At 59.1% G+C, this 19,549-nt stretch carries 19 protein-coding genes; 5 read left to right on the top strand and 14 right to left on the bottom strand.

Going from position 1 to position 19,549, the window contains the following annotated elements; genetic code table 11:
* Nucleotides 1-37 precede the first annotated feature (37 nt).
* Nucleotides 38-1,429, top strand: coding sequence for an ammonium transporter (locus tag R3D51_04760; GenBank protein ID MEZ5898789.1), 1,392 nt, complete (start codon nucleotides 38-40; stop codon nucleotides 1,427-1,429).
* Between the two features lie 189 nt (nucleotides 1,430-1,618).
* Here the strand turns inward: R3D51_04760 and R3D51_04755 are convergent, their stop codons facing one another.
* Nucleotides 1,619-2,140 (bottom strand): L,D-transpeptidase family protein, encoded by a 522-nt coding sequence (locus R3D51_04755; protein ID MEZ5898788.1) that lies wholly within the window; start codon nucleotides 2,138-2,140, stop codon nucleotides 1,619-1,621.
* 129 nt (nucleotides 2,141-2,269) lie between these two features.
* Between R3D51_04755 and R3D51_04750 the strand changes: the two genes are divergently transcribed.
* A complete protein-coding gene (locus tag R3D51_04750; protein MEZ5898787.1) occupies nucleotides 2,270-2,956 on the top strand; it encodes a response regulator transcription factor in 687 nt (228 codons plus the stop codon).
* 268 nt (nucleotides 2,957-3,224) lie between these two features.
* Nucleotides 3,225-3,767: a cyclic nucleotide-binding domain-containing protein gene (locus R3D51_04745; protein ID MEZ5898786.1), complete on the top strand. Its 543-nt coding sequence runs from the start codon at nucleotides 3,225-3,227 to the stop codon at nucleotides 3,765-3,767.
* A gap of 360 nt (nucleotides 3,768-4,127) precedes the next feature.
* Here the strand turns inward: R3D51_04745 and R3D51_04740 are convergent, their stop codons facing one another.
* The 5 genes from R3D51_04740 to R3D51_04720 all read right to left on the bottom strand — a co-directional run bounded on the left by R3D51_04740 (nucleotide 4,128) and on the right by R3D51_04720 (nucleotide 10,532).
* On the bottom strand, nucleotides 4,128-4,826 hold the full coding sequence (locus R3D51_04740) for an outer-membrane lipoprotein carrier protein LolA (protein MEZ5898785.1): 699 nt from the start codon (nucleotides 4,824-4,826) through the stop codon (nucleotides 4,128-4,130).
* A gap of 182 nt (nucleotides 4,827-5,008) precedes the next feature.
* Nucleotides 5,009-7,717 carry a DNA translocase FtsK 4TM domain-containing protein gene (locus tag R3D51_04735; GenBank protein MEZ5898784.1) on the bottom strand — a complete coding sequence of 903 codons (2,709 nt, stop codon included), beginning with the start codon at nucleotides 7,715-7,717 and terminating at the stop codon, nucleotides 5,009-5,011.
* Between the two features lie 16 nt (nucleotides 7,718-7,733).
* Nucleotides 7,734-8,948: an aminotransferase class I/II-fold pyridoxal phosphate-dependent enzyme gene (locus R3D51_04730; protein ID MEZ5898783.1), complete on the bottom strand. Its 1,215-nt coding sequence runs from the start codon at nucleotides 8,946-8,948 to the stop codon at nucleotides 7,734-7,736.
* Nucleotides 8,949-9,016: 68 nt separating this feature from the next.
* A complete protein-coding gene (locus R3D51_04725; protein MEZ5898782.1) occupies nucleotides 9,017-9,796 on the bottom strand; it encodes a succinate dehydrogenase iron-sulfur subunit in 780 nt (259 codons plus the stop codon).
* 106 nt (nucleotides 9,797-9,902) lie between these two features.
* Entirely contained in the window at nucleotides 9,903-10,532 is a 630-nt protein-coding gene (locus tag R3D51_04720) for a hypothetical protein (protein ID MEZ5898781.1), read from the bottom strand.
* 164 nt (nucleotides 10,533-10,696) lie between these two features.
* Here R3D51_04720 and R3D51_04715 point away from each other — a divergent pair, with 164 nt between their 5' ends.
* On the top strand, nucleotides 10,697-11,449 hold the full coding sequence (locus R3D51_04715) for a class I SAM-dependent methyltransferase (GenBank protein MEZ5898780.1): 753 nt from the start codon (nucleotides 10,697-10,699) through the stop codon (nucleotides 11,447-11,449).
* Nucleotides 11,450-11,517: 68 nt separating this feature from the next.
* Here the strand turns inward: R3D51_04715 and sdhA are convergent, their stop codons facing one another.
* The 8 genes from sdhA to R3D51_04675 form a co-directional block, all read right to left on the bottom strand.
* Nucleotides 11,518-13,359, bottom strand: a complete 1,842-nt coding sequence (gene sdhA / locus R3D51_04710; protein MEZ5898779.1) for a succinate dehydrogenase flavoprotein subunit — start codon at nucleotides 13,357-13,359, stop codon at nucleotides 11,518-11,520.
* 5 nt (nucleotides 13,360-13,364) lie between these two features.
* Nucleotides 13,365-13,742, bottom strand: a complete 378-nt coding sequence (gene sdhD, locus R3D51_04705) for a succinate dehydrogenase, hydrophobic membrane anchor protein (GenBank protein ID MEZ5898778.1) — start codon at nucleotides 13,740-13,742, stop codon at nucleotides 13,365-13,367.
* Nucleotides 13,743-13,744: 2 nt separating this feature from the next.
* On the bottom strand, nucleotides 13,745-14,164 hold the full coding sequence (gene sdhC, locus R3D51_04700) for a succinate dehydrogenase, cytochrome b556 subunit (protein MEZ5898777.1): 420 nt from the start codon (nucleotides 14,162-14,164) through the stop codon (nucleotides 13,745-13,747).
* A gap of 119 nt (nucleotides 14,165-14,283) precedes the next feature.
* On the bottom strand, nucleotides 14,284-15,261 hold the full coding sequence (locus R3D51_04695) for an FAD-dependent oxidoreductase (protein MEZ5898776.1): 978 nt from the start codon (nucleotides 15,259-15,261) through the stop codon (nucleotides 14,284-14,286).
* A gap of 142 nt (nucleotides 15,262-15,403) precedes the next feature.
* Entirely contained in the window at nucleotides 15,404-15,943 is a 540-nt protein-coding gene (locus R3D51_04690) for a superoxide dismutase family protein (GenBank protein ID MEZ5898775.1), read from the bottom strand.
* Between the two features lie 102 nt (nucleotides 15,944-16,045).
* Nucleotides 16,046-17,104: a MaoC family dehydratase gene (locus R3D51_04685; protein MEZ5898774.1), complete on the bottom strand. Its 1,059-nt coding sequence runs from the start codon at nucleotides 17,102-17,104 to the stop codon at nucleotides 16,046-16,048.
* 142 nt (nucleotides 17,105-17,246) lie between these two features.
* Entirely contained in the window at nucleotides 17,247-17,585 is a 339-nt protein-coding gene (locus R3D51_04680) for a hypothetical protein (protein ID MEZ5898773.1), read from the bottom strand.
* Between the two features lie 127 nt (nucleotides 17,586-17,712).
* Nucleotides 17,713-18,612: a CoA ester lyase gene (locus tag R3D51_04675; GenBank protein MEZ5898772.1), complete on the bottom strand. Its 900-nt coding sequence runs from the start codon at nucleotides 18,610-18,612 to the stop codon at nucleotides 17,713-17,715.
* Nucleotides 18,613-18,720: 108 nt separating this feature from the next.
* Here R3D51_04675 and R3D51_04670 point away from each other — a divergent pair, with 108 nt between their 5' ends.
* Entirely contained in the window at nucleotides 18,721-19,512 is a 792-nt protein-coding gene (locus tag R3D51_04670; protein MEZ5898771.1) for a PfkB family carbohydrate kinase, read from the top strand.
* Nucleotides 19,513-19,549 lie beyond the last annotated feature (37 nt).

Raw genomic sequence — 19,549 nt, 5'->3', positions numbered from 1 at the left:
CAACCCACACGTTTGGTAAAATTAGGGAGCAATCAATATGACGTTTCGAAACTTGGCGCGCTTTGCGGGGGTCGTGGGGGCCCTAGGTGCGCTCGCTCTACTCGTTGACCCCGCCTTGGCGCAGGATGCGGCCGCTCCGGCAGCGGATGCAGCAGCTGCAGCAGCGCCTGCCGCGGCTGCCGCGCCCGAGCCCATGAAGGGCGACACGACCTTTATGTTCACTTGCACGGTTCTCGTCCTTCTGATGACGGTGCCTGGCCTGGCCCTGTTCTACGGCGGCATGGTTCGCACCAAGAACATGTTGTCGATGTGCATGCAGGTCTTCACGACACTCTGCCTCGTCGCCATCATCTGGATGGTCTACGGCTACAGCCTCGCCTTCACCTCTGGCTCAGCCTTTGGTGAATTCATCGGTGGATTGGACAAGCTCTTTCTCGCAGGCGTAACGCCCGCGAGCACAGCTGACACCTTCACCAAGGGCGTCGTGATCCCGGAATACGTCTTCATCTGCTTCCAGATGACGTTCGCATGCATCACGCCGGCACTCATCGTTGGCGCGATCGCCGAACGCGTGAAGTTCTCGGCCGTGCTCTGGTTCGTCACTCTTTGGGTGACGATCGTGTACTTCCCGATGGCCCATATGGTCTGGCACACTGACGGCTACCTGTTCAAGATGGGCGCCCTCGACTTCGCTGGCGGCACGGTCGTCCACATCAATGCTGGTATTGCCGGCATGATTGGCGCTCTGATCGCTGGCCGTCGCGTTGGCTACATGCGCGAAGCAATGCCTCCACACTCGCTGACCATGACCATGATCGGCGCTGCTCTTCTGTGGGTTGGCTGGTTCGGCTTCAACTGCGGTTCGAACCTCGAAGCCACGGGCACGGCGATCCTCGCCATGATCAACACCTTTGGTGCGACCGCCGCTGCCGGTCTCGCCTGGATCCTCGTTGAGTGGATCGTGAAGGGTAAGCCCTCGCTGCTCGGCCTCGCCTCGGGCGTGGTTGCCGGCCTTGTTGCCGTCACGCCGGCCAGCGGTCTTGCCGGACCCATGGGCTCGGTCGTCCTCGGCCTCATTGCAGGTGCGGTCTGCTTCGTGTTCTGCTCTTCGGTCAAGAACGCGCTCGGCTACGATGACAGCCTCGACGTCTTCGGCGTTCACTGCGTCGGCGGCATCATCGGCTCGATCCTGACGGGCGTTCTGGTCAGCGCTGACTACGGCGGCGTCGGCCTGGCTGAGGGCATGACGGTTGGCTCTCAGGTCGTGGTGCAGACCACCGCGGTTCTCGTCACGCTGATCTGGTCGGGCGGCGTTTCGGCGATCCTCTACTTCCTGATCAACATGATCATCGGCCTGCGTCCTTCCGAGGACAAGGAGCGCGAGGGTCTCGACATCACCGACCACGGCGAACGCGCTTACAACTACTAAGCTTCACTCGGAAGCGCGCGGGTCATGCCTGCGCGCTTCAACTCTTTGGAACTCCCGAGCACACGCTTCCCCTAGATGTGCTCCAAACTTAGCCCGGCCGCAGGACGGCCGGGCCATTTTTTTCCGCGCCGTCGTTAGAGAAATGCATTTCGAAAATTGCGCGCAAAACAACGCAGCGCAAATCGGCGGTCAAGAAATTACAAGCTGCGTGGTCGAACGCACCCGAGCCAGCAAACTTCGAAGATCGCGTTTGCGCAGAGCGACACACCCTTCAGTCGGCGAAAAGTCTTCACGCGCGATGTGCAGAAAAATTGCGCTGCCCCGATCACGCACGCGCGGTTTGACGTTGTAGTCGAGCACGATCACGCAATCATACAGATCGTCGTCGCGCCACAGACGCTCCGCGCTCGCGCGATAGGGATGACAAACAATGCGATTATAGTTGCCGTCGGAAGGCGCATCGCACCAGCCAAGATCAGGCGTGATCCTCATCAGACGGACTGACGTGCCCAATAGCGCAAACTTATCGAACCGGCGCAAGCCATATAGTAGCCGGAAGCGGCCACGGGGCGTCGATCCATCTCCTTCGCGCTTCCTGCTTGAAAGCCCCCCCCGGCCCAAAGCACATGGCCAGCGTAATGGTCCGAACTCCAACCATCCGCGCTTCGCCCCCCCTGAGAGCGTTCTGAGGATGATTTGAGATTTTCTCATAGGTCCCTTATTTGACAACCAGGAAGCGCTCAACGGCTTGCCCGAACGATCAGGTAAGCCTATTTCAGCGTCCGAACGGATGCTAGACTTCTCCCACTTGCCCTGGACGAATTTGGAGCTTCAACAGACATGAGCACGGCACGTAGAATTCTTCTGGTTGACGACGACGAGGATCTGCGTTCCTCCCTCAAGGACCAGCTCGGTCTCCACGATGAGTTTGAGGTGTCCGAAGCCAATACGGCCTCAAAGGGTATGGAGCTTGCGAAGTCGGGCCGTTTTGACCTCGTCGTATTCGACGTCGGTCTACCGGACATGGACGGGCGCGAGGCCGTAAAGGTGCTTCGCAAAGGCGGGTTCAAAACTCCCATCGTCATGTTGACGGGGAACACGTCAGACGCTGACCAGATCCTCGGATTGGATGCCGGCGCAAACGACTACGTCTTAAAGCCGTTCAAGTTCGCCGTGCTGCTTGCCCGCATCCGCGCGCAACTTCGCCAGCACGAGCAAAGCGAAGATGCGGTGTTCTCGATCGGGCCCTACACGTTCAAGCCGGCATCGAAAATTCTTGTCGATGCTGCGAGCAACAAGATCCGGCTGACCGAGAAGGAAACGTCGATTCTCAAATACCTTTATCGTTCGGGCGATAAAGTCGTCTCGCGCGAAACACTGCTGCACGAGGTGTGGGGATATAATGCGGGCGTGACGACACATACGCTTGAGACGCACATCTATCGCTTGCGTCAGAAGATCGAAAAAGACCCGTCGAACGCAGAACTTTTGATCACCGAAAGCGGCGGTTACCGGCTTGCGCCTTGACTGCTCTTAACGCGGTTATTTCGAACTTATCCTCCAGTTATCCGCTTGCAGTCCACAGCGCCAGGCGAGGCGCTGGACCTCAGCCTTCTCCTGTGCGCATAATTGCACACTGACAACAGCCGATTATCGCTGTTTCGCTCGCGCTGTTTTTAAAGTCGCACCCAGCGACCTTGGCGCATTGCGCAAGTGCTTTTCGGCACGTGCGCAGAATTATCGAGTGCTTGTCGCGTCCAGTTCCCCAGTTCGTAACCGATGTGGAGTTTGACCGATGGCTATCGATGCCCTCGTGAAACCGCTTTTGCGGCTGCCTTTATTTCAAGGTCTCAAGCCCTTGCAGCTGACGGAGATCGTCCGGCGCGCCGGCCGGATCGTCTACAAGCCGGGCGACGTACTCATTCAAGAAGGCCAACTCGGCGACAGCGCCATCGTCTTGGTATCGGGCGAGGCCCTGCGCATGGATCCCGATGCCATAGGCGTACCGGCTGAATCCATTGTCGAAGGTTCGATGATTTCAGAGTTGGCGATGCTCGTCGAAATTGTCCATAGCGCAACCATCGTGGCGCGCACGCCAGTCCGCGCCTTGAAGATTTCGCGCGAGGATATGCACGAGCAGATGGCCGAAGACGCTCAACTCGCTCGCTATATGACGGATATTATTTCAAGCCGCTTGAAGGACCTAGTTCAGGAAATTCATGCAATCGACGGCGTGCTTGCGGCTTTGAGCGGCACATCCAACCACGCCACTCAGCAAAGTATCGTGCCGTGGGCTGCAACCCACGCCGCATCCAACCCGTCAACGCTGATGCACTAGTCCTCACAACGAGCAATCTGCGGCCTTCGGCGCGGCCGTGATGTTGATCAGAGGATCCCAAAAATGAAGCGCCCAGTCCCGGGGGGAGGGACTGGGCGCGATTTGCGCTTGACGCGCTCGGTACCGGGAGGGAAGCCGGTACCAGAGGTGACGTCTTCGGCTAGACGGGGGGCACTACCGAATACAGGGTGACGTCACCTGCATGACCAACACTTAAGCGCAACCGCGGATTTTTCACAGGGGGTGAACCAACGGTTCACAAAAATGTGAACGAACGTCCCGAGTTATCCCCAGGTCCACTATTGCATCGCGTCATAATCGCCACAGAGCAGACTATCGATTCGCCGATAGTCGAAGTTATCAGTGCAGACCAGGCTTTGGGCCAAGCATCTGTATTTTAAACATTTTATTATCGAGGTCATCTCCCGAAACAAGGTTCGAAACCTCGATACGCGTGTCCAGGCCCTGGGCGTCGGTGGTAACCCATTCTTTCAGTTCTAGACTCGGCTTTGTCGACAGGAAGAGCTTAATGCGGCCCGGAGAGTCGGGGCTCTTATCCTGAATACCTAAAACGATTAGGTCGTCAGCCTGCTGCACTTCCACAATTTTTGCATCGCGGAGCAAATCCACGTCCTTGCGGAGCAAGAGGCGAAATGGAGTCTGATCGAGAGCAACGCGATCCTCGTTGTTGAGGTCGAGATCTTGAATAGCGAGATATTCGCCATCCGAGACGATGATCTGCCTGGAGGGCGGGGAATAGTCGAAGCGGAAGCGGCCAGGTCGCAACACGTAGAACTTGCCCTTCATGCGCTTATTGTCGGCGCCCGTCTGAACAAAAAGCCCCTTTAAGCTCTTGAGATCGCTGAAATACTTGCTGACTGTCTTGACGACTTCAGTCTGCCTTTCGTCAAGCGTGATGCCTTGGGGATTTTTCTCGATCTGCCAACCATCGACAGCTCCCTGAGCGGCGGGCTTAGCGTCCGCGGCGGCGGCGGGCATAGCGGACAATTGCGCAGCAAGCACAAGCGCCAAAACCATGGACGTAAATAGCGGCTTCATCGATCCCCCAATGAGCGCGGGTTTTTCTCGGGTCGCGCAGATCCCATCGGCAGCCAAGGATGTCGGCGAACATTGCGACGACAAGTGGGCAAGCCGCCCCGAAGTGTTGGCAAATAGAGCATGGAAAACGTCGCGGCAAGCACAACGCGCCTACGACGCGGCTGGCCGGCCACACCGCAATTTTAAGCGGCGTCAACGCTTCCGCCGGGAACGGCGATAATTTCGCGCTTGCCGGTTGGCCCAGCCGCCGAAATAAGGCCCTCGCGTTCCATGCGCTCGATCAAATCGGCAGCACGATTGTACCCGATCGACAGACGCCGCTGCACGTAGCTCACGGTCGGCTTGCGGTCGCGCATCACGATAGCAACGGCGCGATCATAAAGATCGGACTCACTCACCTCACGGTCGCCGTCGGCGCCCGGGGCATCCGACTCGGGCGCATCGAGCAATCCTTCGACGTACTGCGGCGGACCCTGCTCGCACAGAGCCCTGGCAATCGCTTCGACTTCTTCATCGGAGACGAAGGCGCCGTGCACGCGCATGATCTGACCGGTGCCGCCGGAGTAGAGCATGTCGCCCTGACCAAGCAGCTGTTCGGCGCCTTGTTCGTTGAGAATGGTGCGGCTGTCGATCTTGCTCGTGACTTTGAACGAGATGCGGGTTGGGAAGTTGGCCTTGATGGTTCCCGTGATGACATCCACGGAAGGTCTTTGGGTCGCCATGATGAGATGAATACCCGCTGCGCGCGCCATCTGGGCCAGGCGCTGCACGGCAGCTTCGACCTCTTTGCCAGCGACAACCATCAGGTCTGCAAACTCATCGACGACGATCACGATGTGCGCCATCGGTTCGAGATTCATTTTCTGCTGCTCGAACATGGCCTGACCGTTCTGATCGAAGCCGGTCTGCACGGTGCGCGACAGCATCTCGCCGCGCTTTTGCGCGTTGCGCACGCGGTTGTTGTAGACGTCGATGTTGCGCACCGCCAGCGTCGCCATGCGCTTGTAGCGTTCTTCCATCTCGCGCACGGCCCAATTGAGCGCGACGACAGCCTTGTTCGGATCGGTCACGACGGGCGTCAGAAGATGCGGAATGCCGTTGTAGACCGACAGCTCCAGCATCTTGGGATCGATCATCAGGAACCGGCACTCGTTCGGTGAATGGCGATACAGCAACGACAGGATGAAGGAGTTGACGCCGACCGACTTGCCCGAACCCGTCGTACCCGCGACGAGAAGGTGCGGCATACGCGCAAGATCCGCAACGACAGGATCGCCGGAGATCGACTTGCCCAAAGTCAGCGGAAGGACCGCATCCGACACCTTGTAGGTTTCCGATTCCAGCATCTCGCGCAACAATACCGGCTCGCGGCGCATGTTGGGAAGCTCTAGTCCGATAGCGTTACGTCCGGGCACGACAGCCGCACGCACACTGACGACGCTCATCGAGCGTGCGATATCGTCGGCGAGACCAATGACACGCGAAGACTTGGTGCCGCGCGCAGGTTCCAATTCATAAAGCGTAACGACCGGACCGGGCCGAATGTCCTTCACCTCGCCTTTGACGCCGAAATCGTTGAGCACGTCTTCAAGCAGACGAGCATTGCCGCGCATGACCGTTTGCGTCAGCTCGGGGCCGGGCCGGGCCGCCGTTTGTCGCTTCAGCAGATTGAGCGAAGGCCGCTTCCACTGCCGCTGTCGCGTTTCAGCGCCGCGCGCAAGGATGGCGGGCATCTTGAGTTTGCCCGCAACGGCTGCAGGCCGTGGCTGATCGGGGAATTCAATATCGGGCGTCTTGCTCTCGGGAGCAAAGCGTCTGGCGATTTCTCGACTGGCAACGTCGGTATTTTCATCGAACGCATGGCCGCGGTGCGGGGCCGCTCCGGTGGTATCAGGCCCACGGTCGAGGCCAGCAGGTCTGAAGTCGTCGACCGGGACATGAGGCGGCATCGGCGCCTGCGGCACGACAGGGCCAGCCGTCGCGCCGAGGTGATTCCTGACTATAATTCTAAACTGTTCTTGCTGCTCAGCCGCAATGTCGGTGAGCTTCTTGATCGCCTGCCTGACGTCGCCCAGCGCTCCAGACGCGGGCGCGGACGCTGAATAGCCATCAAATGGCGCGGGAGATTGCGGGTACAGAAGCGACGGATCCACCGCGGGTTCTTCGGGCAACTGTGCGCCCGGGTACGCATCCACCACTGGCGAATGCGGCACTCGGGTACGATCGCCAAAACTCTTAATCCACCGAGTACCGCGGCCGACGACTTCGCTGCCAGCGTCCTGCAACGCCCGCTCGGTCCAAACCGCTTTGATCCAAGTTTCCAGATCGAAGCCCGTGCTTTTCGCAAGTAAGGCGATCGCGCCGATATTGAGGAGCAGGGCAGATGCGAGATCCGCGCGTTCTTTGTTGACCAGCTTGAACAGATTGGCCACGAGCGAAAACACGCCATCACCGATGGCGCCGCCCAGATTGTGATTCAATGGCCAGCCCGGGAACACCGGATAGGCAGACATCGCACCGGCCAGCGCCAGCACAGCAATGGGATAATACCCGACCTTGCTGCGCCCATTCGACAACTGGCCGCGCGTGAGCATCTCCGCACCCCATAACATTGGCGGCAAGAGTGCGACTGAGGCTGCGAGCCCAAAGGTCTGCAGCAAAAGATCGGAAACAATGGCGCCAAGACCGCCAAGCATGTTGTTCGGCGTCGTAGCCGTGGCGTGGGTGAGACTGGGATCGTTGATCGACCACGTAATGAGCGACGCCCAGGCAAGCGCGATGGCTCCCAGAAGCGCAATGCCCCCCGAGAAGCCCAACAAGCCTAAGAGCTTTTCCTCAACCGACTGCGGAAGCAGACGTTGAGGATCATGACCACGTGTATCCAACGACATTGCCGCGAACGATCCGCTACGCGAGAACTTCAACTATCCGTTCGAGCGCTTCCCGGATCGTCGCGGGGTCCTGCACCAAGGCCAGGCGAACGTAATCGGCGCCCGGATTGGTGCCATCACGCCCGTTCTGAGCCAGAAAGCTACCAGGTATGACCTTGACGCCCTTGTGTTTCCATAAGGTTACCGCCGCATCACTCCCCGAGCCGAATTGGCTCATATCTAGCCAAAGGCAGAAGCCGCCGGCCGGCCGGGCGTAGCCGTAGCGCCCGGCGAGGATCTCGTCGGCGATGGCAAACTTTTCGCGATAGGCCGCGCGTGCCAACTCGACGTGCCCCTCGTCCGCCCAGGCTGCGGCGGAGGCATGTTGAACCGGTCCGGGGACTTGCGGCGCGCACATGTTGCGCACCTCACCGTAGGTTTCGATGAACGCCGGATCGCCTGCGCAAAAGCCCGAGCGCAGACCCGGCAGGTTGGAGCGTTTGGAAAGCGAATTGAAAACGACGAGGTTCTTGAATCGCTCTGGCGTCGCAGATGCAACCTCAAGGCCACCGGTTGGCGGCGCGCCGGTGTAGATCTCCGAGTAGCATTCGTCGAGAAACAACATGAAGTCGTGGGCGCGCGCCAGCGCCAGCGCCTTGAGGATATAGGTCCGCGAAGCGACGGCACCCTGAGGATTAGCAGGCGAGCAGATAAAAAGTGCCGCCGTACGCGCCATCAGCTCGGTGTCGCGAGCGATCTCGTCGAGGTCGGGCAGGAAGCCGGTTGCTTGCGTTGCATTGAGAAACACCGGCTCAGCACCAACCCCGAGAGCGCCACCCAAGTAGGCCGAGTAGTAGGGATTACACATCAAGATCGCAGGTTTGCCCTTCACCGGCTTGCGGCCCACGGCGGGAAGGCAGGCGAAGAACAATCCTTCGCGCGACCCGTTGAGCACCAGGATTTCGGATGCCGGATCGACAGCGCCGGAAATGGCGTAGCGCCGCGACAGCCACGATGAGATCGCGGTCTTCAGTTCGTCGCTGCCACGAATGGGCGGGTACTTTGCGTAGAGCGATGCGGCTTCATCAAGCTTGGCGACGATGAAGCCCGGCATCGCCTCGCGCGGCTCGCCGATGGTGAGTTCGATCGGCTTTTCGTGCCCCGCGGGCACATTGTTGAGCAGCCGCCGCAACTGCGTGAACGGCGAGAGCACTTTGCCCGCGGTGAGGTCTTGGAGGGTGAGTGGGGGCATCAGAAAAGATCCGGGTCGTTCGCTTACCCGGATCTCATATCGCGCACATCAATGTCGGACGAGCAATTTTATACCCGTCGCTCGACCATCAGCTTTTTCAGCTCCGCGATGGCCTTGGCGGGCGAGAGGCCCTTGGGGCAGGCCTTGGCGCAGTTCATGATGGTATGGCAGCGGTAAAGCCGGAAGGGATCTTCCAGATTGTCGAGACGCTCGCCGGTCGCCTCGTCGCGGCTGTCGATGACCCAGCGATAAGCCTGCAGCAGAATGGCCGGACCCAGATAGCGATCCGAGTTCCACCAATAGCTCGGGCATGAGGTCGAGCAGCACGCGCACAGAATGCACTCGTAGAGGCCATCGAGCTTCTCTCGGTCCTCGCGGCTCTGCTTCCACTCCTTGGGCGGCGTCGCCGTATCTGTCTTCAGCCACGGCTCGATGGAGCGATGCTGGGCGTAGAAGTTCGTCATGTCCGGCACCAGGTCCTTGACGACTTCCATGTGCGGAAGCGGGAAGACCTTCACCGCGCCCTTCACCTCATCGCATCCCTTGAGACACGCGAGCGTGTTGGTGCCATCGATGTTCATCGCGCACGAGCCGCAAATGCCTTCGCGGCACGAACGGCGGAACGTCAACGACGGGTCGATCTCGTTCTTGATCTTGATAAGCGCGTCGAGAACCATCGGCCCGCACTGATCCTGATCGACCCAATAGCTGTCGATCCGTGGGTTTGCTTCGTCATCCGGATTCCAGCGGTAGACCTTGAACTCTTTCCAATTGCCCTTGCCCTCGGGCTTGTTCCAGGTCTTTCCCGTGGAGTAGGTGGAGTTCTTGGGAAGCGTTAGCTGGACCATGAAGACGGCCTTCCTTCCAAATCGTGACGTGCCTGCCCCCAAAGAACCGGCTTCAACGGTCTGTGTCAACGCCTCCCATGGTGGTGGGTCTGCGGTTCTTTGGCGCTTATTTTTCAGGCGTTTTTTGATATTTGCGCAGCTCGCGCACGAGCGCCGTCAGACGTTCGGCTACTTCTGCCCCCGTATCGACGGCAACCCGAAGCGTCACGCGGTCCTGAATGATCTTGTTCAGCCGCTCCTGCTGTTCGCCAAAACCGAAGAAGATGGCTTCCGGTGCGTCGATGTCGCCATCCTCAATGGCGGTCATGACGTCGAAGGCGTTCTGGGCGGCCAGAACAAGCATGGAAGCTATGTCGTTGATGAGGTGCTGGTACAGCTTTTGCGCATCCGCCCTGATGCGGGTGCCGTGAACGCCGAACTTAAGCGGCGCGGAGGCCTGCGCACCCTCCCCGGCAAACACGCGCGGATGTTTCTGGAAGCGGCGAAAGATCTCCTGCAGTCCCAAACAACACGTTTCCAGATCGCGCAGGGAGGCTCCTGTCTTACGCTTGGTACGGGTGCGGGCGCTCGATTTCCCCTGCCCCGACCAATGAATGGCGGCGATGGACGCGATGGCTCCCAAAGCCGCCAAAGCCGGCAGCACCGCAGCGAAAGGGTCCGGCGGCATTCGCGTGTCGGTTTCGTCATGTTCGGCGTCGGCTTTACCGGCCACTTGGGCACCCCGTTCGTTAGCCATTTGCGCGGGCAGTCTAGCGGCAAATTCTGCCACGACCACCGGCAGCAATAAATTTACGTTGCCGAGCGAATTGGTCGCTACCCGGACGATCAGACCGTTGCTTTACACGAGACAATTGTGGCCTATCCTCGCCGCATCAGAACGTTACGGGAAAACCGGCCTGCATGACATCGAACTTCAAAGCGGCGATCAAGCCGCTCATTCCAGCCCTACTGTTGGATCGCTGGAAGCGCTACCGGTTTGGCCTTGAGCAAAACGCGGCGCGCGGTCGGCCCTTGGATGAAGTGTTCAACGAGATCTATGAGCGCGGCACCTGGCGCCCCGTCGGGTCGGACGCGCTTTATCATTCAGGACCCGGCTCAACGGCCGACATGACCGCTGGTTATGAAGCCTTTGTCGCCAGCTTTATCGACGCCAATCCGACTATCAATCGCATCGTTGATATCGGTTGCGGTGATTTTCAAGTGTCCCAGCGTATTCTTGCGCGACTTCAGAAGCCGGTCACATATGTGGGTTGCGACATCGCTTCGCTCGTTGTGGCGGACAATCAAGCGCGCCACGGCGTGGAGGGACGCATCGAATTTCGTCAACTCAACGTCGCGACCGATCCTTTGCCACCGGGCGATATCGTCACCATCCGCGAAGTGTTTCAGCACTTGTCCAACGACACGATCCTGGCCGCGCTTGCGAACCTGAGACGAACGTTCAAACGTGCCATCGTCACCGAGGCCGTTCCCATTTCACCATCCAAGCCCAACCTCGACATTGTGAGCGGCTATCGCACGCGCGATGGTCTAAATTCCGGCGTTTATCTTGAACTTGCGCCGTTCGGTCTGGAAATCGAGGACCGCTACGAGCAGCCCGCCGGCGATGGAAAGACGGCTGAGCTTCTACGCACGCTCATCGTAAAACTCTGAGCCCAAAAGAAAGGGGCTGGATCGAACTCCAGCCCCTTTTTCATCCATAGCTCTTAGACCGTAGCCGGTTAGTACACGCGGGCCTTAGGCTCGATGTACTGCACCTCGTTGGTCATCGTGTTCTTGTGAACCGGACGCTCATCGAGGCGCACGGATTGCTTATCTTCGTCCGTCCAGGCCAGCGTGTGCTTCATCCAATTCACGTCGTCGCGCTTGGGATAGTCCTCGCGGGCATGAGCGCCGCGACTTTCCTGACGCGCTTCCGCGCCGACGACCGTCACGGCCGCCTGGGAAATAAGGTTGTCGAATTCCAACGTCTCTATGAGGTCGGAATTCCAGATCATCGAACGGTCGGTGACGCGGATGTCGCCTGCGTCCTTCCAGACCTGAACGATCTTCTCGACGCCTTCTTTCAGCACCGGGCCATCGCGGAACACGGCGCAGTTGGACTGCATCACCTTCTGCATCCGCAACCGCAAAGCCGACGTCGGCGTGCCACCCGAAGCATTGCGGAACTTGTCGAGGCGCGACAGCGCCAGATCTGCTGAATCCTTCGGCAGTTCGGCATGAGAACCGCGCATCTCAATCGTGTCGGAACACCGCAGGCCCGCCGCGCGACCGAACACGACAAGGTCGATAAGCGAGTTGGAGCCGAGACGATTAGCGCCGTGAACCGACACGCAAGCGGCCTCGCCGATTGCCATGAGGCCGGGCACGATCGAATCGGGGTCACCATTCTTCTTTGTCAGAACCTCGCCATGATAGTTCGTCGGGATGCCGCCCATGTTGTAGTGCACGGTCGGAATGACCGGGATGGGCTGGCGGCGCAGATCGACACCCGCGAATACCTTGGCGCTTTCGGTGATGCCCGGCAGGCGTTCCGCCAGGATCTTCGGATCAAGATGGTCGAGATGCAGGAAGATGTGATCGGCTTCCTTGCCGACACCGCGACCTTCGCGAATCTCTATCGTCATCGAACGGGAAACGACGTCGCGCGAGGCGAGATCCTTTGCGTGCGGCGCATAGCGCTCCATGAACCGCTCGCCTTTTGAATTGGTGAGGTAGCCACCTTCGCCGCGCGCCCCTTCCGTAATGAGAACGCCAGCGCCGTAGATGCCGGTCGGATGGAACTGCACGAATTCCATATCCTGCAGCGGAAGTCCGGCGCGCAGAACCATCGCGTTGCCGTCACCCGTACAGGTATGCGCGGACGTGCACGAGAAGTACGCGCGTCCATAGCCGCCGGTCGCCAGAATGGTGCGCTTGGCTCTGAAACGATGCAGCGTGCCGTCTTCCAATCGCAAAGCCACGACACCGCGGCACGCGCCGTCCTGATCCATGATCAGGTCAATCGCAAAGTACTCGATGAAGAATTCAGCCGAGTGCCGTAGCGACTGGCCGTAGAGCGTGTGGAGCATGGCGTGCCCGGTTCGGTCGGCGGCAGCGCACGTGCGTTGTGCCGGTGGACCTTCTCCGAACTCGGTCGTCATGCCGCCAAAGGGACGCTGGTAGATCTTGCCATCTTCAGTACGCGAGAACGGAACGCCGTAGTGCTCAAGCTCATAAACTGCGTCGGGCGCATTCCGGCAGAGATATTCGATAGCGTCCTGGTCGCCGAGCCAGTCGGAGCCCTTGACTGTGTCGTACATATGCCAACGCCAGTTGTCGGGGCCCATGTTGCCCAGCGCCGCCGCCACGCCGCCTTGCGCAGCGACCGTATGCGAGCGTGTCGGAAACACTTTCGTGATGCACGCCGTCTTGAGGCCGGCCTCGGCCGCGCCCAAAGTCGCGCGGAGCCCTGCGCCGCCCGCGCCGACGACGACGACGTCATAGGTATGATCCGTGATCGGATACGATTTGCCGTGGATCGCGGGAGCTGCGGTCGTCCCGTTTGCTTTTGCTGCCGCCATGACTGTCAGGCTCCGAAGCTCAGTTTAAGAATGGCGAAAAGGCTCGCCAGCGCGATGGCCGCCGCAAAGAACGTATTGAGCATCAGCAGCGCGATTTTGGTGCCTTCGGCGTGAACGTAGTCTTCGATGATCGTCTGCATACCAAGGCGCATGTGGATCGTACCGGAAATAACCATCGCCCCGAGCCCAATGGCGATGAGCGGATGATGCAGAGCACTCTTCACGGTTTGATAGTCTGCGCCAGCCAACGAAGCGACCAGCCAGACGAGAAACAGACCGAGGAATGCATTAGCAACGGCGGTGACGCGCAGCTTCCAGAAATGCTCTGTGCCGTCCTTGGCGGAGCCGAGCGCGCGCGCGGTCTTGAGTGGTGTTCGCATCATGGTCACGCTCCCGAGCCTTGTGCGAGGACGACGATCCAGATCAGCAGGGTTAGCACTACAGAAAGGATCACAGTGCCCCAGGAGAGCTTGTCGATGGTCTTGAGATCGAACCCATAGCCCAGATCCCAGATGAAATGCCGAAGGCCGCCGATCAAGTGATGGAGAAGAGCCCAGGTATATCCGAACAGAACGAGACGGCCGAACCAACTGCCGAAGATTCCGGACACATAGTCGAAATATTCCGGCCCCGTAGCGGCCGCGATCAGCCACCAGCACAGCAACAAAGATCCCACGTAAAGCGCCGCACCCGTAATGCGGTGGATGCCCGACATCACCATATTGATCAGCGGCGAATAGACTTGGAGATGCGGTGAGAGCGGCCTCTGCGGCCGTCCCTCCCGCTTAATGCCTGCGTCGGCCATCGGCAAATCCTTGAAAACTGCGAGCTATATTCAGGTTTTGTAGCGGTTGGCGCACCGCATTTCAAACCGCGTTTTTGCCACACAGAACTTAAGGCCAGAGGCGAAAAAGGAGGCAGTTCTCAGCTAAGACTGCCGATGATCGCCTTGGCGAGGCGATCGCCGCTTTCAAAAGCGTGCTCCGCCAAACGGCCCAGACACCAATCGCCAGCCACGCCGACGCGATGTTCGCCTGAGTAAATGTATGTCTCACCCAGCGACTGGTCGACCAGTCCATGACGCCACAAATGAGCTGTCATATGGGTCGGCCGCAACGGTGGAAGGGCGAGCAGGTGGCTGACTTCGTTCCAAAGCTCTTCAGCGACGGCTTCCGGGTCAGCGTCTTCCGTTTCGCGGGTCCAGGATGGAGAGGCGTGAATAACGATGGACTCACCCCGCTTGCTGCGACCAGGCTTTGTGTTGTTGCGAGCGATCCAGCGAATGACTTCGGACATATCGGAATAGACGTCCTGATCGGGAAAAACCTGCCCGTCCAGCCGCACCATCAGCGCCCAACAAGACGCCATGCGCACGCGCGACAGTGGCTGAGCGAGCTCGTCCAGCCGTCCAAGCAGCAGCCGCGCTTGCGGCGCTGGAACACACACAGCTACGGCATTGAATGGACCAACCGACGTCTGATCGTCGAACCATACGTGCCAGCCCTTGTCGTGCCTCTCTATCGTGTGAACGGTACGCGCGGTATGGATGCGCACACCTTCGGCCAGTGGCCTCACCAGCGAGGCCATACCCGGCGTCCCGACATGCCACGGCAGCATCTGCCCGCCGCCCTCTTCACCGTGAAGGCGCGAGCGCGGCGTCCACCTTGCGGCGTAGCCGATGCCGACAAGCTCGTCGATGTAAGAGCGGAACTCTTGAGTGCGCGCCGTAACATACTGAGCACCGTGATCGAAGGTCTCCAGCCCAAGGCGCGTCGTCGCCATCCGGCCGCCGATGATGCGATCCTGTTCGAATACTTCAACGAAGTATCCGGCCCGACGCATCGTGCGTGCGCAGGATAGCCCAGCCAGCCCGGCCCCGATGACTGCAGCTCTCTTTGTCACTTAGAACCCGATCAGACGTGCAAGAAGGTTGAAAACGGACAATCAAGTCCGATCTTCAACCCAGGAATTTTATGACTACTTCGTTATCGAAGAGTATCAGTTTCAACCGATCGGGAGGGCCACGACGTCGAAATCTGCACGTCTATTTGATCATAATTGCCCCGCAGGCAACTCGATTGCCAGTATTTCCTTCCGGATCACTGGCGTAGTCGTCGGGTTTTTCGAAGACGACGATGGACGCCCCGTCAGTATCGAAAAGTGATTCCTCGGTATCCTTGCTCAATGTCAGAAATGGGCTGAGAAATTCGCCAGACGCAGTGCCATCGGCGCCAACATGGATGTTGGGTAAATCCCCCGCCATCGGGCCCTCTTCGTGCAGGAATCCGTGTTTCGCTCCAAGCGGATTGTAAATCGCGCCTGCAGATGAAAAATCTCCTTCGCACTTACCTATTTCATGCACATGCAAGCCGTGAGGCCCTGGCTTCAAGCCTTTGAGATCGAACTTCATCAGAACGCCAGCGGTAGCTTCCATGAGCGTGATGACACCGGCATCGGTGCCATCTGCAAGCTTGAGGCGGACGGTAGAAACTTCGCCGATGGCACGTGCACGTTGTGGCAATGCAACGCCTGCAACGCTAAGTACGAGGCCTGCAATCAGGCACCGATTGAGCCGCTTACGCATATTGAATTCCCGGATGTGTAACCCCGCGGCGCACTATATCCATGCGAAGGCACTGCGCCAGTTACTTCGGCAAACCTGCTTATGGTTGGGATCTGTGTGCCCCTAACGCGGCAGTACCAGCCATGTGTCAAGATCTAGCACCACGCCTTCAGCATAGTCGCCCTTCTCGGTCTTGAGCGGAAATGCGCTGCAATCCATGTTTTTCACCCCGACCATACGAACACGCAGGGCGCCCACGTCCTTGCGACCTGGAATTTCAGCCTTCTCCAAGACTTCCGACCACGCATAGATCGTGTCACCGGCGAACGTCGGCGCAACATGGCGGCCGCCATTGATTGCAGCCAGATGGAAAGCATTGCCTAGACCGTTGTAAGAGAGCGCGCGCGCAAGCGAAATGACAACGCCGCCGTAAACGATGCGCTTGCCAAACCGGCCTTTCGATTCGGTGTGCTGATTGAAATGCACCTTAGCGGTGTTTTGATACAGGCGTGTCGCCGTCTGATGCTCGGCTTCTTCCAACGTCATGCCATCGACGTGATCGATCTTTTCGCCTGCTTCGTAGTCGGACCAGCGATGGGGCGAGCCAGCCAGCGCCAGATTGTATTTTGAAACATCGAGCGCAGGTACGGCGACTGCAAGCTTGGTGGGATCAACGCGGTCAGGCAACTTGGGCACGACGGCTTCCGGCGCGGACGCAGATTTGTCCCGCTTTCTGACCATCACCCAGCGGCAATATTCGAGCACGACCTCGCCATTCTGATTACGCCCCGTCGAGCGGACATAAACGGTTCCGGTCTCGCCGTTTGAGTTTTCCTTCAGGCCGATCACCTCCGAGGTAGCCGACAAGGTGTCGCCCGGATAAACCGGCTTCAGGAATCGGCAGTCGGCGTAGCCAAGGTTGGCGATGGCGTTGAGCGAGATGTCGGGCGTGGTCTTGCCGAAGACGACATGAAAAGTGAGGAGATCATCGAGCGGAGCGCGGGGATAACCCAGCGCCTTCGCAAATTCATCGGACGATTGCACGGCAAAGCGCGAACCATAAAGAGCGGTGTACAACGCCACGTCGCCATCGCTCACGGTTCGTGGCGTGGCGTGCGTAATGACCTGACCAAACCGGAAGTCTTCAAAAAAATTGCCCGCGTTCGTCTTGGTCGTCGTCATTGGTTGCGCCCCGTATCCGCCAGTCTTCGAACTCTTGGCTGCGCATCAAGCCGACCGTCTACACGATCAGCCAAGCCGCCTGCTCCCTTTTGTGTACACAGCGCCGTCCCTGCAACCCCTTTTGAGCGCTACATAGTCGCAGTCACCGGCCACACATGCGGATCACGGCGGTGCATTTGACGAGACTGAGCCCCAAGGTGTGAGGCTTACAGTGGACCTCGCGGGCGACGACGCGGACTTGATGCAGGCCTTGCGCAAGAAGGTTACCGCGAACGTCGTCCAACTGATGTTTTGCCCCCGCACGAGCCAAATCCCGAGCTTCCGCGGTCTGCTGACTGACCCCTTCGGCCATAGCATCCTCGCAGCGCACGTCGTCGAAACGACCGCCCTTCTGGTTTGGCCAGTCGTCCAGCCAAGTTGACGGCGCGCAAGCAGAAAGCCCCAGTGTGGGCACCAGAGGAATTAGAAGCCATAATCTCATGCAACGAGGTCCTGGGCGGCCTATGGCTCAGCCCCGGCGAGCATCACACTCGCCAACCCCCATGCATTAGAATGTGCGCTATCTGGACGTTTTTATGGCGTGGTCTGACGGAGCCCTAGACCGTCCCTTAAAACCAGGGCTCCTCGATTCGGGACTTGGCGTCGATTGCCTCCGCGATGGTGACAACGCGCTTTGCCATTACCAGATGGAGGCGTTCGACCATCTTTCCTTCGACGGTGATAACACCCTTCTTGACGTTTTCTGGCTCTTCGAAGGCTTTGATGATTTTGGTCGACCAAGCGACTTCGTCCTCGGTCGGTGAGAAGACTTGGTTGCAGGGCTCAACCTGCGAAGGATGGATCAGCGTCTTGCCGTCCATTCCCAACGTGCGGCCATGCTCACATTCAGCGCGGAAGCCTGTTTCGTCTTTGAAGTCGTTGTAAACGCCGTCGATGACGTCGAGGCCGTAGGCACGGGCAGCCACCAGCGTCATGGCGAGCCAAGGCACGACTGCAAACCGGTTGTTGGTGGAGCGGGCGCGGCTCTCTTTCAGAAGATCGTTGGTGCCAAGCACGAGGCAGGCGAGCCGGTTTTCAGGGTCAGCGCCGCAGGCCGCAATTTCTCGGGCGGAGATGATGCCCATCGGAGTCTCGATCATCGCCCACAGCCGTGTCTTATCGGCAGCGCCGGTGGCGCGCAGAACTTTGGCAGTGGAGATAATGTCGCCCGGCTGAGAAACCTTCGGAATGAGGATGGCGTCGGGCTCAGCGGCGATCGCCGCATGGAGGTCGCCCATGCCCCAAGGCGTTTCCAGCGCATTGACGCGCAGGATCACTTCGCGAGAGCCAAACCCACCGGCACGTAGCGCTTCGACCAGCATCTCGCGCGCCTTAGGCTTGTTGTCAGGCGCAACGGAATCCTCAAGATCCAAGATCAGCGCGTCGGCTGGCAGCTTGCGAGCCTTTTCCTGCGCACGTTCGTTATCGCCGGGCAGATACAGCACGCTGCGCCTTGGCCTGATCGCCATGCCGGTCTCCTTGATTATAGGTTTGCTGCGTTGCAATATAGCGTATCGTGCCGGGTCGGCTACAAGGTCTTTCGGCTAATTTCAACCATGAGGCTTGGCAACGCGCCGATGACCCGGATTCTTGCGGTTTCATCTTTCCTGGCCCACGGCATGGTGGGGCTGATGGCCAACGGGGCTGTTTTTAACGCCCTGGGCCTAGAGGCCGTTCAATTCCCGACCATAATTCTCTCCAATCACCCCGGACATTCACACACATCTGGTGCGCCCGTGGAGCCGGCACGACTTGGCGCGATGCTCGACGCCATAGAGAATAACGGTTGGCTAAGTTCGATTGACGCCGTGCTCACCGGGTACCTGCCCAGCGCCGAGCACGTCGCTTTTGCGCGCGATGCGGTGATGCGTGTGCGCAAGCATAACGCGAGCGCTATTTACGTCTGCGATCCAATCCTTGGCGATGATCCTGTGGGAATTTATCTCGATGAGCGCGCCGCTCACGCCATCAAAGACAATCTTGTCCCGCTGGCCGATCTTGCGACACCAAATCGTTTTGAGTTGTGCTGGCTAACAGGCCGTACAGTCAACGACATTGACAGTGCAGTATCAGCCATTGCCGATTTAGGGTACAAGGCGATAGCGGCGACCTCGATCCCTCAAGGAAAGAGCGAAATCTCCAACGTACTTGTTGCCCGAGCCACCAAGTGTGCGCGCACTGCGCGCCGGCACGAAAACGTACCTCACGGAACGGGCGACGCATTCTGCGGTCTGCTAACGGGGCTTCTAGCGCAAGGTCTTGATCTGATTGAGGCCTTTGACCGCGCTGACAAAACTCTACAGGAAATCGCGAAACTCTCATCCGGACGTGAAGATCTCAACCTTGCACCCGTCCGGCGCATCGCCTAACTCCCTTTGAAATCCGACGGTCCGGCAAAGACACGTC

Source organism: Hyphomicrobiaceae bacterium, from assembly GCA_041397645.1.
Taxonomy (GTDB): domain Bacteria; phylum Pseudomonadota; class Alphaproteobacteria; order Rhizobiales; family Hyphomicrobiaceae; genus Hyphomicrobium_B.
The sequence above is the reverse complement of the archived record's forward strand: the minus strand, read 5'-3'. Positions and strand labels throughout refer to the sequence as shown.

Excerpts from the sequence above, each read along its gene's own strand:
- R3D51_04730 (MEZ5898783.1), bottom strand. The coding sequence starts at position 8,948 with ATGCCCCCACTCACCCTCCAAGACCTCACCGCGGGCAAAGTGCTCTCG.
- R3D51_04740 (MEZ5898785.1), bottom strand. The coding sequence starts at position 4,826 with ATGAAGCCGCTATTTACGTCCATGGTTTTGGCGCTTGTGCTTGCTGCG.
- R3D51_04745 (MEZ5898786.1), top strand. The coding sequence starts at position 3,225 with ATGGCTATCGATGCCCTCGTGAAACCGCTTTTGCGGCTGCCTTTATTT.
- R3D51_04675 (MEZ5898772.1), bottom strand. The coding sequence starts at position 18,612 with ATGGCGATCAGGCCAAGGCGCAGCGTGCTGTATCTGCCCGGCGATAAC.
- R3D51_04720 (MEZ5898781.1), bottom strand. The coding sequence starts at position 10,532 with ATGGCTAACGAACGGGGTGCCCAAGTGGCCGGTAAAGCCGACGCCGAA.
- sdhD (MEZ5898778.1), bottom strand. The coding sequence starts at position 13,742 with ATGATGCGAACACCACTCAAGACCGCGCGCGCGCTCGGCTCCGCCAAG.
- R3D51_04670 (MEZ5898771.1), top strand. The coding sequence starts at position 18,721 with ATGACCCGGATTCTTGCGGTTTCATCTTTCCTGGCCCACGGCATGGTG.
- R3D51_04755 (MEZ5898788.1), bottom strand. The coding sequence starts at position 2,140 with ATGAGAAAATCTCAAATCATCCTCAGAACGCTCTCAGGGGGGGCGAAG.
- sdhC (MEZ5898777.1), bottom strand. The coding sequence starts at position 14,164 with ATGGCCGACGCAGGCATTAAGCGGGAGGGACGGCCGCAGAGGCCGCTC.
- R3D51_04735 (MEZ5898784.1), bottom strand. The coding sequence starts at position 7,717 with ATGTCGTTGGATACACGTGGTCATGATCCTCAACGTCTGCTTCCGCAG.
- R3D51_04690 (MEZ5898775.1), bottom strand. The coding sequence starts at position 15,943 with ATGCGTAAGCGGCTCAATCGGTGCCTGATTGCAGGCCTCGTACTTAGC.
- R3D51_04760 (MEZ5898789.1), top strand. The coding sequence starts at position 38 with ATGACGTTTCGAAACTTGGCGCGCTTTGCGGGGGTCGTGGGGGCCCTA.
- sdhA (MEZ5898779.1), bottom strand. The coding sequence starts at position 13,359 with ATGGCGGCAGCAAAAGCAAACGGGACGACCGCAGCTCCCGCGATCCAC.
- R3D51_04680 (MEZ5898773.1), bottom strand. The coding sequence starts at position 17,585 with ATGAGATTATGGCTTCTAATTCCTCTGGTGCCCACACTGGGGCTTTCT.
- R3D51_04685 (MEZ5898774.1), bottom strand. The coding sequence starts at position 17,104 with ATGACGACGACCAAGACGAACGCGGGCAATTTTTTTGAAGACTTCCGG.
- R3D51_04715 (MEZ5898780.1), top strand. The coding sequence starts at position 10,697 with ATGACATCGAACTTCAAAGCGGCGATCAAGCCGCTCATTCCAGCCCTA.
- R3D51_04750 (MEZ5898787.1), top strand. The coding sequence starts at position 2,270 with ATGAGCACGGCACGTAGAATTCTTCTGGTTGACGACGACGAGGATCTG.
- R3D51_04725 (MEZ5898782.1), bottom strand. The coding sequence starts at position 9,796 with ATGGTCCAGCTAACGCTTCCCAAGAACTCCACCTACTCCACGGGAAAG.